The following is a 15,409-nucleotide window of genomic DNA, read 5'->3' as shown; positions in this document are numbered from 1 at the left end:
CCACGTTTTCCTGGGATCCCCCCAACAGGCCACGCTTCATTCGCCTCGCGACTTCGCAATCTATGAAATCTGTCTATCGATTCATCCTCGGCTTAGCCGGACTCTGGCAAGGCCCCGGAATGATGGGGCGCGTGCAGCGGGCATGGCGAATGTTCAGGAAGTCGGGCTGGCCGGGCATCCGGTGGGAGCTGGGCCGGCGTTTCGGGGGCTACAACGACTACACGAAGTGGGTGCAGCGCTACGACACCCTGACGCCCGAGTTGCGCGAGAAGATCGTTCAACGGGTGGCAGCCATGAAGGATCGGCCGCTGATCTCGGTCGTGATGCCCACCTACAACCCCAACCCGGCCTGGCTGCGCGAAGCGATCGAGTCGGTGCGCGGCCAGATCTACCCGAACTGGGAGCTCTGCATCGCAGACGACGCATCCCCTTCGGCAGAGGTGCGCGAGATCCTCAAGTCGTACAGCGAGAGCGACCCGCGCATCAAGGTCGTGTTCCGTCCGAAGAACGGCCACATCTCGGCGGCTTCCAACAGCGCGCTCGAACTGGTCTCCGGCCCCTGGGTCGCGCTCATGGATCACGACGACCTGCTGCCGGCCCATGCGCTCTTTTGGGTGGCCGATTGCATCGAGGCCCATCCTGACGTGAAGCTGATCTATTCGGACGAGGACAAGGCCGACGAGGGGGGGCACCGCTTCGGGCCATATTTCAAGTCGGACTGGAACGTCGATCTCTTCCGTTCGCAGAACATGTTCAGCCATCTGGGCGTGCTCTCGACCGAGCTCATGCGCTCGGTTGGCGGCTTCCGCGTGGGCATGGAGGGCTCGCAAGACTGGGACCTGGTGCTGCGCTGCATGGAGCGGGTCGAGCCCAGCCAGATCCGCCACATTCCGCGCGTGCTGTACCACTGGCGCGTTCACGTCGAAAGTACGGCCAAGTCGATGAACGCCAAGCCGTACGCCGCCATCGCGGGCGAGCGCGCGCTGAACGAGCATTTCATGCGCACAGGCGTGCGTGCCACAGCCGAACACCTCGATTTCGGGTACCGCGTGCATTACGCCTTGCCCGATGTCTTACCGCTGGTTTCCGTGATCATCCCGACGCGCAATGCCTTGCGGCTGACCCGGCAATGCGTCGAATCGATCCTGGAGAAAACCAGCTATTCGAACTACGAAATCATCATCGTCGACAACGGCTCCGATGATCCGGACACGCTGGCCTGGTTCAAGCGGATTGCCGCAGAGAAGCCGAATGTCCGCGTGCTGCGCGACGACCGCGATTTCAACTACGCGGCACTGAACAACGGCGCGGTTGCCGCGGCCAATGGCGAACTAGTGGCCCTGGTCAACAACGACATCGAGGTAATCACGCCGGACTGGCTCAGTGAGATGGTGAGCCTTGCGGTGCAGCCGGGCGTGGGCGCCGTGGGGGCGCGGCTGTGGTTCCCCAACAAGACTCTGCAGCACGCCGGCGTGATCCTGGGCGTGGGGGGCATTGCCGCGCATTCGCACCGCCGCATGCCGATGGGCCGCGAAGGCTATGCTGGCCGCGCGGCGTTGATCCAGACGCTCTCCGCGGTCACCGCGGCCTGCCTCGTGATCCAGAAGTGCCACTACCTCGAAGTCGGCGGCCTTGACGAAGTGCATCTGAAGGAATCTTTCAACGACATCGACTTCTGCCTCCGGCTGCGCGAAGCGGGCCTGCGCAACGTCTGGACGCCTTACGCGGAGCTGTTCCACTACGAGTCCGCTACCCGCGCCAAGGATGTCTCGCCGCAGAAGCAGGCACAGTTCCAGGAAGAAGCCGCCTACATGCACAAACGCTGGGGCGCCATCATCCAGAACGACCCCGCCTACAGCCCCAACCTCATGCTGGCCCGCGAAGATTTCAGCTACGCCTGGCCGCCCCGCCTGCCTCCGGTTTGATGGCCCTCGACGTTTCCGTCGCGCTCTGCACCCGCAACGGCGCGCGCTATCTCCCTGAGCAGGTCCGCAGCATCTGCACGCAGACGCCGTTGCCGCGGGAGATCGTGCTGTCCGACGACGGCTCGACCGACGACACCCTGGCCGTCGTGCGTGACACCCTCGCGCAGTGCGGCGTGGCGGACCAGGTCGCGCTGCGCGTGTTCAGCAATACGCCGCCGCTGGGCGTCACGCGTAACTTCGAGCAGGCCGCGCGCGCCTGCAGCCATGAGCTCATCGCCCTGTGCGACCAGGACGACGCCTGGCACCCAGGCCGGCTCGCGCGCATGGTGGCGCAGTTCGAGGCGCGGCCCGACCTGCTGCTGCTGCACACCGACGCGCGCCTCGTCGATGCCGAACTGAAGCCCCTGGGCTCCACGCTCTTCCACGCGCTGGAGGTGCAGCCTGCCGAACTGGCGGCCATCGCGGGCGGCGAGGCCTTCGGTGTCCTGCTGCGGCGCAATCTCGTGACCGGCGCCACCACGATGTTCCGCAAGACCCTGCTCGACACAGCGCTGCCGTTCGCGTCGGAGTGGGTGCACGACGAATGGCTGGCCGCCGTGGCGGCAGCCATCGGCCGCATGGACGTGCTGCCCGAGCCGACCATCGACTACCGCCAGCACGCCAGCAACCAGATCGGCGCACGGCGGCTCACGTTGTCCGAGAAGATGGCCAAGGCCTTTGCCGAACGCGGCGACAAGCACGTGGCACGGCTGCGCAGGGCCGAAGCGCTGCTGCAGCGCTTGCAGCAGCTTGGCGCCCGGGTGCCGGCCGCTTACCTGGAGGCACAGCGCGCCAAGGTCGAGCATCAGCGGTTCCGGGCCGAGCTTCCTGCGGCGCGGGCGCTGCGTCTGCTGCCGATCCTGATCGAGGCGGCGCGCGGCCGCTATGCGCGTTTCGGCCGCGGCGGGCACGCCATCGCGCAAGACTTGCTCGAACGCGGCTGACAGACTTGATCGGTCAACCGCGAAGCCGCCAGTACCGCCAGAACGACCCCGACAGCCACACCTTCAGCAGGCTGGTCACGTGCCAGTACAGGTATTTCTTGCTCCGGTGGCTTTCTCGTTGCGCGTCGTGCCGGGCGACCAGGTCTTCGCCGACCTGCAGTTTCCACCCCGCGAGCCGGGTGCGGGCGCAGATGTCGAAGTCTTCGCCGTACATGAAGAATTTCTCGTCGAAGCCACCGAGCTGCCGGTAGACCTCGCTGCGAAACAGCATGAACAGTCCCGGAATCCACGCGGGCACCGTCGGCCGCACATAGCCGGGCTTCCTTCTTCCTACGATTTCAAGCGGCGTGAGCATCGCCCGGTGCGGCTCCGGCTCGGCCTTGCCGGGCTCCAGGATGCGCGGCGTCAGCAGGCCGGAGTCGGCCGCGGCCTGCGCGAGCAACGGCGTCAGCACGTCGCTGTCAAAGCGGATGTCCGGGTTGAGCACCAGGAACCACGGCGTGCCGCAGCGCTCGAAGGCCTGGTTGTGATTGGCACCGAAGCCCTTGGGGCTCGCGTTCTCGATCCGCTCCACCTCGAAGCCCCAGTTGCGGCCAGCGAGCACATCGGGCTCGGGAATGTTCAATGTGAGCAAAACCTTGTCGATGACTTCGCGGCTGTGCCGGTCCAACTGCTCGAGCAGCGGCAGCACCAGCGCGAGCTGGCCGTGGCTCACGATTGAAATGGTGATCGGGGGGCGGGGGGAAGGGGGCGTGGGCATGGTCTAATTTCGCTCGGGAATTCTAGGGTTCCCCAACCCCCACACATGATTGCTCTGATCGTCATCAGTTTCTTCGTCGCTGCCTTCTCGGTCCAGCTGTTCATGCGCCGCGCGCGCAGGCATGCCCGCCTCTACGGCGCCGACATGCCCCAGCGCTTTCACAAAGGCCACGTGCCGCGCCTGGGCGGTGCGGGCATCCTGGTGGGCATGGGGGTGGCCTGGCTGGCCGCCGGCATCACCGGCACCGATCCGTTCAATGTGTCGTGGCCGGTCAAGACCTCGATGCTCACGCTGCTGTGCATCTTGCCGGCGGTGCTGGGCGGCATCGTCGAAGACGTTACCCAGAACGTGAAGGTGCGCTACCGGCTGGGGCTCACCATCGGTTCGGCGCTGCTCGTGTGCTGGCTGCTGGGGCTGGGCGTGGCACGTACCGGCTTCGAGACGGTCGACGGCTGGCTGGCGATGATTCCGTACGCCACCGTGTTGTTCGCGGCCCTGGCCATCGGCGGCCTGCCGCATGCCTTCAACATCATCGACGGCTACAACGGGCTCGCGGGCACGGTCGCCGTGCTGGTCTGCCTGGCAATTTCCCACGTGGCGCTGCAGGTGGGCGACCGGCAACTGGCGGCCATGGTGATCTGCCTGGTCGGCGCCACCTTCGGCTTCCTGGTCTGGAACTACCCGCGCGGCAAGATCTTCGCCGGAGACGGCGGGGCCTACGTCTGGGGCATGGTGATCGCCGTGGCCTGCGTGACGCTGGTGCAGCGGCACCGCGTGGTGTCGCCCTGGTTCCCGATGCTGCTGCTGATCTACCCGGTGTGGGAGACGCTGTTCTCCATCTATCGCAAGCTGGCGCGCGGCCAGTCGCCCGGCACGGCCGATGCGCTGCATTTCCACCAGCTGATCTTCCGGCGCATCGTGCGAGTGGCCTTCGCGGACGACGAGGCCCGGCAGCTGCTGGCGCGCAACAACCGCACCTCGCCGTATCTGTGGATGTTTGCCGCGCTGTCGGTGGTGCCGGCCGTGCTGTTCTGGAACAACACGATCATGCTGATGTTCTTCTGCCTGCTGTTCGTCACCACCTACGTGGGCGCCTACCTGATGATCGTGCGCTTCAAGGTGCCCCGTTGGCTGCGCCCCTGACGACATCTTTCTTTGCGAGAATTTCCCTTGTCCTTCGCTTTGGAGCCTGACCGCCCATGACCGACCCCGTCCTCAACATCCCCCCGCGCGACAAGGCCGAGATCCTGGCCCAGGCGCTGCCGTACATCCGCAAGTTCCACGGCAAGACCATCGTCATCAAGTACGGCGGCAATGCCATGACCGATCCGGCGCTGCAGGCCGACTTTGCCGAAGACGTGGTGCTGCTCAAGCTGGTCGGCATGAACCCGGTGGTGGTGCACGGCGGCGGCCCGCAGATCGAGGCGGCGCTCAACCGCCTGGGCAAGAAGGGCAGCTTCATCCAGGGCATGCGCGTCACCGACGCCGAGACCATGGAAGTCGTCGAATGGGTGCTGGCCGGCGAGGTGCAGCAGGACATCGTGGGCCTGATCAACCAGGCCGGCGGCAAGGCGGTGGGCCTCACGGGGCGCGACGGCGGGCTGATTCGCGCGCAAAAGCTCAAGCTGGCCGACCGCGCCGATCCCAACGTGCACCATGATGTGGGCCAGGTCGGCGACATCGTCTCCATCGATCCCAGCGTGGTGAAGGCGCTGCAGGACGACGCCTTCATCCCCGTCGTCAGCCCCATCGGCTTCGGCGAGGACAACGAAAGCTACAACATCAACGCCGACGTCGTGGCCGGCAAGCTGGCCACAGTGCTCAAGGCCGAGAAGCTCATGCTCCTGACCAACACGCCCGGCGTGCTCGACAAGGACGGCAAGCTGCTCACCAACCTGAGCGCACGCGAAATCGACGACCTGTTCGCCGACGGCACCATCTCGGGCGGCATGCTGCCCAAGATCGAAGGCGCCCTCGACGCCGCCAAGAGCGGCGTGAACGCGGTGCACATCATCGACGGGCGGGTGCCGCACGCGATGCTGCTGGAGATCCTGACCGACCAGGCCTACGGGACGATGATCCGCGCCCGCTGAGAGGGGGCTAGCGGTATCCTTCCGGATTGGCTTGCTGCCATCGCCAGCTGTCTGCGCACATCTGGTCGAGGTTTCGATGCGCACGCCAGCCGAGCGTGGCCTGAGCACGTGATGGATCGCCCCAGTAAGCGGGAACATCGCCAGGGCGGCGTGGACCGACCTCGTAGGGAATAGGTCCGGAGCTTGCGCGTTCGAAGGCGCGAACCACATCTAGCACCGACGCCCCCTGGCCAGTGCCGAGATTCAGCGTGACCAGCCCTGCATGGGTCTTCGCGTACTTCAGCGCTGCAACGTGTCCCTCGGCCAGGTCCATGACGTGAACATAGTCGCGAACGCCAGTGCCATCGGGCGTTGGATAGTCGGCGCCATGTACATGTAGCTTGTCGCGCAATCCCGTAGCCACTTGGCACACGAATGGCATCAGATTGTTAGGTTTGCCTTTCGGGTGCTCGCCTATCAGCCCGCTCTCATGAGCCCCGACCGGATTGAAATAGCGAAGCAGCCCGATGCACCAGCCTGGCTGCGATCGATATAGATCCGTCAGGGCCTCCTCCACCACGAGCTTCGAGCGTCCGTAGGGATTGGCTGGCCGCCGTGGCGCATCTTCCGGGATCGGCGAATGGTCGGGTGTGCCATAGACCGTGGCTGAGGAGGAGAAGATCAGAGTGCGCACCTCCGCTTGCTGCATTGCAGATGCAAGAACGAGACTGCCATGCACGTTGTTGTCGTAGTAGTCCAGAGGGGCCGCAACCGAATCGCCGACTGCCTTCAGGCCCGCCAAATGGATCACGGCTGCCAACTCTTGTTGGCCGAATATCTGAGCAAGCAAATTTCTGTCACGGACGTCACCTTCTATCAACTTGGGCGCGGTGCCCGTGATTTGACGCAACCGCTCCAGCACGCGCATATCGCTGTTGCAGAGGTTATCGAGGATGACCGGCGTATAGCCCTCGGCTGCGAGCGCCACGCAGGTATGACTGCCAATGAAGCCAGCTCCGCCGGTGACCAGAATACGTTGGCTCATGAAGGCTCTTTGTCTTGCCGAAAAAGTAGATTCTGTATCAGCTTTTGCCCACGGGCGTTGGCATGCGCTCACTGCGTCGCGCTGTGCGAGAATCAATTGATTACATCTTTGCACGCGCTCCCATGCAGAACGAAGAGACGACCAGTGCTTCCGGCGTAGAGACCCCCGCGGACACGCTCACTCCCCCGGCGCGCAAGCGCCCGAAGCCGGGTGAGCGGCGCGTGCAGATCCTGCAGGCGCTCGCCGCCATGCTCGAGCAGCCCGGCGCCGAGCGGGTCACCACCGCCGCGCTGGCCGCCCGTCTCGAAGTGAGCGAGGCCGCGCTCTACCGCCATTTCGCCAGCAAGGCCCAGATGTTCGAGGGCCTGATCGATTTCATCGAGCAGAGTGTTTTCACGCTGGTCAACCAGATCCTCGAGCGCGAGGGTGCCATCGGCGCCCAGCAGGCCGCCAAGATCCTCACGCTGCTGGTCCAGTTCGCCGAGCGCAACCCTGGCATGACCCGCGTCATGGTGGGCGACGCGCTGGTCTACGAGAACGAACGCCTGCAGCAGCGCATGAACCAGTTCTTCGACAAGATCGAAGCCACCCTGCGCCAGGTGTTGCGCGGGGCTGCCGCGGCCGACGGCTCGGCCACGCCCAGCGTCGACGCCCAGGTGCGCGCCGCTGCGCTCACGGCCTTCGTCGTGGGCCAGCTGCAGCGCTTTGCGCGCTCGGGTTTCCGCCGCGCACCGTCTGAGCACCTCGAAGCCACGATCGCATTGATCGTTTGATTCGCGCTCGTCCCTTGCGGGGCGTCGACCGGCTCGCCTTGGGTCTTCGAGCGGAGTAGCATCAACTCGCCCCTTGCCGCCGGGCCTCGGCGGCAGGCCAATGTTTGCGCAGGTTCCTCGATGGAGGGCGCATGCCCGATGACGCGCGCGACAACCGGCAGCCCACGCTGCAGACGATCCTCCTCACGGCGGTGGCCATGCTCGCGTTCGCGGCCAATTCGCTGCTGTGCCGGCTCGCGCTGCAGTACAAAGGCATTGATGCAGCGAGCTTCGGCAGCGTCAGGCTCGTGGCGGGAGCGCTCATGCTGGGGCTCATCGTGCGGTTCAGGGCGCAGCCGCCGGTCTCGTCCGCCCGCGTCGATTGGCTGGCCGCCGTCATGTTGTTCGGCTATGTCGCGTTCTTCTCCTTCGCCTACCTCAGCCTGTCGGCGGGCACGGGCGCGCTGATCCTGTTCGGCGCGGTCCAGCTGACGATGTTCGGCGTGGGCTTGCGCTCCGGCGGCGAGCGCTTCGGGGCTCTCGCATGGTTCGGCTTTGTCCTGGCGGCTGGCGGACTCGTCTACCTGGTGTCCCCGGGCATCGCCGCGCCGCCGCTTCTCGGCGCCGTGCTGATGGCGATCGCGGGTGTGGCGTGGGGCGTGTATTCCTTGCGCGGCCGTGGGGTGGCTGACCCGCTGGCCGCTACGGCACGCAACTTCACGCGGGCCGTGCCGCTTGCCTTGGCGTTGAGCCTGGTGTTTGCGGCCAGCGCTCGCGTGGACGCGACCGGCCTTGTGCTTGCCGTGGCTTCCGGCGCGTTGACATCGGGCCTCGGCTACGCGGTCTGGTATGCGGCGCTGAGCCGTCTTTCGGCCATGCGCGCGGCCACCGTGCAGTTGTCGGTGCCGCTCCTGGCTGCGTTCGGCGGCGTGCTGTTCCTGTCGGAGGCGATCACGCCGCGGCTGGCGGCTGCTTCGGTGGCAATTCTAGGAGGCATCGCGCTGGTGCTGAGTCAGAAGTCGCGAAGCGCCCGCCGATAGCCGCCGGCGCCAAAGCCCTATGCGACGGCCACGCCTACCTTGGCTCCCGCCGCGACGATTTCTCCCCACGTCGCGTCGTCCACCCAGATTCCGTCCTTGCGCCGCGCCGCGCGCGCCTTGCGCTCCGGCTCGCCGGCAATCTGCACTTCGTCGAAGCCTTGCCCCGGCGGGCTCTGCCGCAGCCAATCGACGAACTCCCGCGCCTCTTCATCGAAGGACTTTTGCGTGCCCAGCCGCGCCGGGTCGATCAGCACCGTCAGCATGCCGTTCAACACCGTGCGCGCCGTGTCCGCCGGCCGGTGCCACGTGCCGCCGCCAGTGAGCGCACCGCCGAGCAGCTCGCACGCCACTGCCATCCCGTAGCCCTTGTGCTCGCCGAAAGTCATGAGCGCGCCGAAGAGCCCGTTGCCCTGCGGCACCACCACCACGCCGGGGTCGTTGGTCGGCGCGCCGTTCTCGTCGATCAGGTAGCCGTCGGGCACGCGCTCGCCCTTGTTGTGCGCCACGCGCATCTTTCCCTGCGCCACGCGGCTGGTCGCGTAATCGAGCACGAAGGGCTCGGCACCCGCGAGCGGAATGCCGATGCAGCACGGGTTGGTGCCAAAGCGCCCGTCGCCACCGCCCCACGGCGCGACCACCGGCCGCGACAGCACGTTGACGAAGTGCATGGCCACCAGCCCCTGCGCCGTCGCCATTTCCGCGAAATGCCCGATGCGCCCCAGATGGTGCGCGTGCGAGAGCGTGAAGATGCAGCTGCCGTGCTGCTTGGCTCGCGCGATGCCGAGTTCCATCGCCTGCACGCCGACGATCTGCCCGTAGCCGTGCTGGCCGTCCAGGCCCATCAGCGTGCCGATGTCGAGGTTGACGCGCACCGCTGCGTTCGGCTTCAGTCCGCCCTCGGCCACTGCATCGACGTAGCGCGGCAGCATGCCCACGCCGTGCGAATCGTGGCCGCTCAGGTTCGCCAGCACGAGGTTGGCAGCCACCTGTTGCGCTTCGGCCGGCGAACTGCCCGCGGCCTCGAGGATGCGGGTGACGGTGGCTTGCAGGCCGTTGGCCTCCAGTGTTCTGGACATGGATCAGACTCCCTTCGCGTTCAGCGTGATGGCATAGAGCGACGTGGTCGCGCAGATGAAAAGGCGGTTGAGCTTGGGCCCGCCGAAGCAGACGTTGGCCACGCGCTCGGGGATCAGGATCTTGCCGAGCAGCGTGCCGTCGGGGTGATAGGCGTGCACGCCGTCGAGTGCGCTGGTCCAGATGCGGCCTTCGGTGTCGAGCCGGAAGCCGTCGAACAGCCCGTTGGTGCATTCGGCGAACACCTCGCCGCCGTCCAGCCTCCTGGCATAGGGGCCGACACTGAAGCGGCGAATGTGCCGCGGCCCGTCCGCCGCATGGCTCGCACCCGTGTCGGCGATGTACAGCGTCGATTCGTCGGGCGAGAACGCCAGGCCGTTGGGCTTCACGAAATCGTCGGCCATGCGTTCGACTTCGCCGCTCGCCGGGTCGATGCGGTAGACATGGCAGGCGCTGATTTCGCTGTCTGCCTTCAGGCCCTCGTAGTCGGAGAGGATGCCGTAGCTCGGGTCGGTGAACCACACGGCGCCGTCCGAATGCACGACCACGTCGTTGGGCGAATTGAGACGCTTGCCCTGCCAGTGCGAGGCCAGCACGGTGATCGTGCCGTCATGCTCGGTGCGAGTCACGCGCCGCGTGAGGTGCTCGCAGCTCACGAGCCGGCCCTGGCGGTCGACCGTATTGCCATTGGTGTTGTTCGACGGCTCACGGAAGATGCCGACCGTGCCATTGACTTCGTCGTAACGCAGCATGCGGTTGTTCGGAATGTCCGACCACACCAGCGTGCGGTGCGCCGCGAACCACACGGGGCCTTCGCACCAGCGCGCACCGGTCCACAGGCGCTGCACGCGCTCGGGGCCGGGAATGCAAGACTTGAAGCGAGGGTCTCTATGCTCGAAGCCGGTGCCCTCGAGAAAGCCGAAGGGGAGGTTGGCCATGTCGTTCCTTGCCGATGGATTCACATCACGTCACATCACCGCGCCGACCTGCCACGGCACGAACTCGTTCTGGCCGTAGCCGTGCTGTTCGCTCTTCGACTGCGCGCCCGAAGCGGTCGCCAGCACCAGCTCGAAGATGCGCTGGCCCATCTCCTGGATCGACGCCGTGCCGTCCACGATCTCGCCGCAGTTGATGTCCATGTCTTCTTCCTGCCGCTGCCACAGCGCGGAGTTGGTCGCGAGCTTGAGCGAGGGCGAAGGCGCGCAGCCATACGCCGAGCCGCGCCCGGTCGTGAAGCAGATCAGGTTGGCGCCGCCGGCCACCTGGCCCGTGGCGCTCACCGGGTCGTAGCCCGGCGTGTCCATGTAGACGAAGCCGTGCGCGGTGACGGGCTCGGCGTATTCGTACACCGCCTCGAGGTTGCTGGTGCCGCCCTTGGCCACCGCGCCCAGTGACTTTTCGAGAATGGTGGTAAGCCCGCCGGCCTTGTTGCCCGGCGAGGGGTTGTTGTTCATCTCGCCTTCGTTGATTTCGGTGTAGTGCTCCCACCACTTGATGCGGTCCACCAGCTTCTGCCCCACTTCGCGCTTCACCGCGCGGCGCGTCAGCAGGTGCTCGGCGCCGTACACCTCGGGCGTTTCGCTGAGGATGGCGGTGCCGCCATGCGCCACCAGCAGGTCGACCGCCGCACCCAGCGCCGGGTTGGCGCTGATGCCCGAGTAGCCGTCCGAGCCGCCGCACTGCAGTCCGATGGTGATGTGCGCCGCACTGCACGGCTCGCGCTTTGCCGCGTTGGCGCGCGGCAGCATCTCGTTGATGAGCGCCACGCCCTTCTCGACCGTCTTGCGGGTGCCGCCCGTGTCCTGGATGTTGAAGGTGCGGAAGTTCTCGCCCTCGGCGAGATGGCCGGTCGCGAGCCAGGCGTTGATCTGGTTGGCCTCGCAGCCGAGCCCGACCACCAGCACGCCCGCGAAGTTCGGGTGCGTGGCGTAGCCCGTCAGCGTGCGCTCCAGGATCTGCATGCCCATGCCCTGCGTGTCCATGCCGCAGCCGGTGCCGTGCGTGAGCGCGACGATGCCGTCCACGTTCGGGAACGCCGCGAGCGCCTGCGGGTTGGTCTTGCGCGAGAAGTGGTCTGCAATGGCGCGCGCGGCCGTGGCCGAGCAGTTCACGCTGGTCAGCACGCCGATGTAGTTGCGCGTGGCCACGCGGCCGTCGGCGCGCTTGATGCCCATGAAGGTGGCCTCGCGCTTCGCAGGGGCGGGCTTCACGTCGGCGCCGAAGGCGTAATCGCGTTCGAAGTCTCCCTTGTCCGGGCCCATGTTCAGGTTCTGCGTGTGCACGTGCTCGCCGGCGGCAATGGACTTGCTCGCGAACCCGATGATCTGGTTGTAGCGCCGCACCGGCTCGCCCTGGGCGATGTCGCGCATCGCGATCTTGTGGCCCGGCGGAATCAGGCCGCGAACGGCCACACCTTCGACGACGGTGCCGCCGAGCAGTTGCGAGCGCGCGATGACGACGTCATCGGCGGGGTGGAGTCGGATGTAGGGAGTCATCGTGAGTGCCTGTCGGCGCTTGTTTGTTTGTCAGGAGACCTTCGCGCGGCGCCAGCTCGCGCTGAATCTCTGGTGGAACTTGTCCATGTGCTGGTGCATTGCCTCGCGCGCCGCTGCCGGGTCGCGCGCAGCGACGGCGTCGAGGATGGCTTCGTGCTCGCCGATGGCGGCCTGCCACGAGTCCATGGTCTCGAAGTAATCGATCATCCGCGCAAAGATCGGCCCGTGGCGCGACTCCAGGAAGCCCTGCACCGTCTCGGTCAGCACCACGTTGCCGCAGGCGTTGACGATGGCCAGGTGGAAGGCGCGATCGCCCTCGTGCGGTACTTCGCTGCGCGCGGCCATCTCGCGCATCATCTTGATTGCGCGGCGGATGGCGTCCACGTCCTTGCGCTTGCCGTACTGGGCCGCCGTGGCGGCGGTCTCGCCTTCGACCAGGCGGCGCGCGCGGATGATTTCGAGCGGCCCCCACTCGGCGCCAGCCGCTCCGTTGGCGGGCGGCGCCGTGCGGTGCGAGCGGTCGAGCACGTACACGCCCGAGCCGGTGCGGATCTCGACCCAGCCTTCCACCTCCAGCGCGATCAGTGCCTCGCGCACCGAGGGCCGGCTCACGCCCAGCTGCTTGGCCAGGTCGCGCTCGGCCGGAATGCGCGCGCCCACCGCGAACTCGCCCTTGCCGATGAGCACACGCAACTGTTCGGCAATCTGGCGGTAGAGGCGCTGGGGTTCGAGGGTCTGGATCGGCACGGGAACGAAAAAAGGAGGTCGAGGGGCTTAAGGGTTGTCCTGAATTGGACAAGTGGTAAGGCCAATTCAGAATACGATACACCGCCCGCGCCATCATCGGGCCTAACCCGAAGACACGACCAGAGGAGACACCGATGAGATTGCAGGGAAAGACCGCGCTGGTCACCGCCGCCGGCCAGGGCATCGGCTACGCCAGCGTGCTGGCCATGGCCGCCGAGGGCGCGCAGGTCTGGGCCACCGACGTCAACGAGAAGCTGCTCGAGCGCTACGCGGGCGTGCCCAACGTCACCGCGCTCAAGCTCGACGTGCTCGACAAGGCAGCCATCGGCGCGCTGGTGGCGAAGCTGCCCGCGCTCGACGTCCTCTTCAATTGTGCGGGCGTGGTGCACAACGGCACCATCGAGCAAGCCACCGACGACGAGCTGCTTTTCGCCTTCAGCCTCAACGTGCGCGCCCAGATGTGGACCATCCAGGCCGTGCTGCCCGGCATGCTGGCGGCCGGGCACGGCAGCATCATCAACATGGCGAGCGTGTGCTCCAGCATGAAGGGGCTGCCCAACCGCTTTGTCTACGGCACCACCAAGGCGGCGGTGCTGGGCCTCACCAAGAGCGTGGCGGCCGACTACGTGGCCCGGGGCATCCGCTGCAATGCCGTGTGCCCGGGCACGGTCGACACGCCCTCGCTTGGCGACCGCATCAACGCCAATGCCGACCCTGACGCCGCGCGCAAGGCCTTCATCGCACGCCAGCCCATGGGCCGGCTCGCGCAGGCCGAGGAAATCGCGCCGGTGGTTGTATTCCTTGCCAGCGACGAATCGGTCTTCGCCACCGGCCAGGCCTTCACCGTCGACGGCGGCATCACCATATGAACCAGCTCGACTTCAAGGGCCGCCACGCGGTCGTCACTGGTGGCGCCACGGGGCTCGGCTTCGGCATCGCGCAGCGGCTCGTGGCCTCGGGCGGCAGCGTCACGCTGTGGGACCGCGATGAAGACGCCGCTGCGAAGGCTGCCGAATCGCTCGGCGACAAGGCTTTTGCGCTGAAGGTCGACGTGTCGCAGCAGCCCTCTGTCGCCAAGGCCGTGGCCGCCACGCTGGCGCACGCGCCGCGTATCGACGCGCTGGTCAACAGCGCCGGCATCACTGGCCCCAACACCAAGCTGTGGGACTACCCCGTGGACGACTGGCGCCAGGTGATGGACGTCAACATCAACGGCGTGTTCCTGTGCTGCCGCGAAGTGGTCGCGCAGATGCGCAAGCAGGGCCCCGGCGGTAGCGGTGGCTACGGCCGCATCGTCAACATCGCCTCGGTGGCCGGCAAGGAGGGCAACCCCAACGCCAGTGCCTACAGCGCGAGCAAGGCGGCCGTCATCGGGCTGACCAAGTCGCTCGGCAAGGAGCTGGCCGACACCGGCATCCGCGTGAACTGCGTGACGCCCGCGGCCGTGAAGACGGCCATCTTCGACCAGATGACGCCCGAGCACATCGCCTTCATGCTCTCGAAGATTCCCATGGGCCGCTTCGGCACGGTGGAGGAGGTGGCCGCGATGGTCGGCTGGCTCTGCACCGAAGATTGTTCGTTCTCCACCGGCGCGGTCTTCGACCTCTCCGGTGGCCGCTCCACGTACTGATCAATTCAATTCAACGCACTGAAAGGAAAGCATGAAACTCGTCCGCTATGGCAACCCCGGCAAGGAAAAGCCCGGCCTCATCGACGACAAGGGCCAGCTGCGCGACCTGAGCGCCGTCGTCAAGGACATCGGCCCCGAGCAACTGGGCGATGCCGCCATTGCCAAGCTGCGCAAGCAGAAGATCGACAAGCTGCCGCTGGTCAAGGGCAAGCCGCGCTTCGGCAGCCCCGTGGCCAACGTCGGCAAGTTCATCGCCATCGGCCTGAACTATGCGGACCACGCGGCCGAATCCGGTCTGCCGGTGCCCAAGGAACCCGTGGTGTTCACCAAGGCCAACAGCTGCATCCAGGGCCCGAACGATCCGGTGATGCTGCCCAAGGGCTCGGTCAAGACCGACTGGGAGGTCGAGCTCGGCGTGGTCATCGGCACGCGCGCACGCTACGTGTCGCAAAAGAGCGCGCTCGACTACGTGGCCGGCTACTGCACCATCAACGACATCAGCGAGCGCGAATACCAGATCGAGCGCGGCGGCACATGGGACAAGGGCAAGGGCTGCGACACCTTCGGCCCGCTCGGCCCCTGGCTGGTGACGCGCGACGAAATCGAGAACCCGCAGAAGCTTTCGATGTGGCTCGACCTGAACGGCCAGCGCGTGCAGACCGGCAGCACCAAGACCATGATCTTCAGCGTGGCCAAGATCGTGAGCTACGTGAGCCAGTTCATGACGCTGATGCCCGGCGACGTCATCACCACCGGCACGCCGCCCGGCGTCGGCATGGGCATGAAGCCGCCGCTGTTCCTGAAGAAGGGCGACGTGATGACGCTGGGCATCGAAGGCCTGGGCGAGCAGCGCCAGGAAGTGATTCCGTTCAAGCTCTGAACGCGG

General features: G+C 66.4%; 15 protein-coding genes. 9 read left to right on the top strand and 6 right to left on the bottom strand.

Annotated elements, in window-relative coordinates; all coding sequences use genetic code 11:
• Positions 1-149 precede the first annotated feature (149 nt).
• Together AC07O3_RS19955 and AC07O3_RS19950 are read left to right on the top strand one after the other, a co-directional pair.
• Complete coding sequence (locus AC07O3_RS19955) at positions 150-1,925, top strand: glycosyltransferase family 2 protein (protein WP_495340136.1); 1,776 nt, start codon at positions 150-152, stop codon at positions 1,923-1,925.
• A complete protein-coding gene (locus AC07O3_RS19950) occupies positions 1,925-2,908 on the top strand; it encodes a glycosyltransferase family 2 protein (RefSeq protein WP_495340135.1) in 984 nt (327 codons plus the stop codon). The genes AC07O3_RS19955 and AC07O3_RS19950 overlap by 1 nt, the downstream gene beginning before the upstream one ends.
• Positions 2,909-2,921: 13 nt before the next feature.
• Here AC07O3_RS19950 and AC07O3_RS19945 read toward each other — a convergent pair whose 3' ends face one another.
• Positions 2,922-3,668: a glycosyltransferase gene (locus tag AC07O3_RS19945; RefSeq protein ID WP_495340134.1), complete on the bottom strand. Its 747-nt coding sequence runs from the start codon at positions 3,666-3,668 to the stop codon at positions 2,922-2,924.
• Positions 3,669-3,713: 45 nt separating this feature from the next.
• Between AC07O3_RS19945 and AC07O3_RS19940 the strand changes: the two genes are divergently transcribed.
• Complete coding sequence (locus AC07O3_RS19940; RefSeq protein WP_093079168.1) at positions 3,714-4,811, top strand: glycosyltransferase family 4 protein; 1,098 nt, start codon at positions 3,714-3,716, stop codon at positions 4,809-4,811.
• Between the two features lie 56 nt (positions 4,812-4,867).
• Entirely contained in the window at positions 4,868-5,761 is an 894-nt protein-coding gene (gene argB, locus AC07O3_RS19935; RefSeq protein ID WP_093057279.1) for an acetylglutamate kinase, read from the top strand.
• A 7-nt stretch (positions 5,762-5,768) separates the two neighbouring features.
• Here the strand turns inward: argB and galE are convergent, their stop codons facing one another.
• Positions 5,769-6,785: a UDP-glucose 4-epimerase GalE gene (gene galE, locus AC07O3_RS19930; protein ID WP_495340133.1), complete on the bottom strand. Its 1,017-nt coding sequence runs from the start codon at positions 6,783-6,785 to the stop codon at positions 5,769-5,771.
• A 122-nt stretch (positions 6,786-6,907) separates the two neighbouring features.
• On the opposite strand from galE, the gene slmA reads away from it, so the two are divergent.
• Positions 6,908-7,558 (top strand): nucleoid occlusion factor SlmA, encoded by a 651-nt coding sequence (gene slmA, locus AC07O3_RS19925; protein ID WP_495340132.1) that lies wholly within the window; start codon positions 6,908-6,910, stop codon positions 7,556-7,558.
• 131 nt (positions 7,559-7,689) lie between these two features.
• Positions 7,690-8,577 carry a DMT family transporter gene (locus tag AC07O3_RS19920; protein WP_495340131.1) on the top strand — a complete coding sequence of 296 codons (888 nt, stop codon included), beginning with the start codon at positions 7,690-7,692 and terminating at the stop codon, positions 8,575-8,577.
• A 17-nt stretch (positions 8,578-8,594) separates the two neighbouring features.
• Here the strand turns inward: AC07O3_RS19920 and AC07O3_RS19915 are convergent, their stop codons facing one another.
• The 4 genes from AC07O3_RS19915 to AC07O3_RS19900 are packed head-to-tail and all read right to left on the bottom strand — an operon-like array spanning position 8,595 to position 12,893.
• Complete coding sequence (locus AC07O3_RS19915; protein ID WP_495340130.1) at positions 8,595-9,653, bottom strand: malate/lactate/ureidoglycolate dehydrogenase; 1,059 nt, start codon at positions 9,651-9,653, stop codon at positions 8,595-8,597.
• Between the two features lie 3 nt (positions 9,654-9,656).
• On the bottom strand, positions 9,657-10,589 hold the full coding sequence (locus AC07O3_RS19910; protein WP_495340129.1) for an SMP-30/gluconolactonase/LRE family protein: 933 nt from the start codon (positions 10,587-10,589) through the stop codon (positions 9,657-9,659).
• A gap of 30 nt (positions 10,590-10,619) precedes the next feature.
• Positions 10,620-12,146, bottom strand: a complete 1,527-nt coding sequence (locus AC07O3_RS19905; protein ID WP_495340128.1) for a UxaA family hydrolase — start codon at positions 12,144-12,146, stop codon at positions 10,620-10,622.
• Positions 12,147-12,176: 30 nt separating this feature from the next.
• The gene (locus AC07O3_RS19900) at positions 12,177-12,893 is read right to left on the bottom strand and encodes a FadR/GntR family transcriptional regulator (RefSeq protein ID WP_093057285.1); all 717 of its coding nucleotides are present in this window, start codon (positions 12,891-12,893) and stop codon (positions 12,177-12,179) included.
• A 134-nt stretch (positions 12,894-13,027) separates the two neighbouring features.
• Between AC07O3_RS19900 and AC07O3_RS19895 the strand changes: the two genes are divergently transcribed.
• Genes AC07O3_RS19895 through AC07O3_RS19885 form a run of 3 tightly spaced genes read left to right on the top strand, consistent with a single transcriptional unit; the run spans position 13,028 to position 15,403 of the window.
• On the top strand, positions 13,028-13,762 hold the full coding sequence (locus AC07O3_RS19895) for an SDR family oxidoreductase (RefSeq protein ID WP_495340127.1): 735 nt from the start codon (positions 13,028-13,030) through the stop codon (positions 13,760-13,762).
• Positions 13,759-14,523 carry an SDR family NAD(P)-dependent oxidoreductase gene (locus AC07O3_RS19890; RefSeq protein WP_495340126.1) on the top strand — a complete coding sequence of 255 codons (765 nt, stop codon included), beginning with the start codon at positions 13,759-13,761 and terminating at the stop codon, positions 14,521-14,523. Before AC07O3_RS19895 ends, AC07O3_RS19890 begins: the two co-directional genes overlap by 4 nt.
• 31 nt (positions 14,524-14,554) lie before the next feature.
• The gene (locus tag AC07O3_RS19885) at positions 14,555-15,403 is read left to right on the top strand and encodes a fumarylacetoacetate hydrolase family protein (protein ID WP_093057288.1); all 849 of its coding nucleotides are present in this window, start codon (positions 14,555-14,557) and stop codon (positions 15,401-15,403) included.
• Positions 15,404-15,409 lie beyond the last annotated feature (6 nt).

Source organism: Variovorax sp. GW821-FHT09D05 (assembly GCF_059416325.1).
This window is presented reverse-complemented; position numbering and strand designations above follow the sequence as displayed.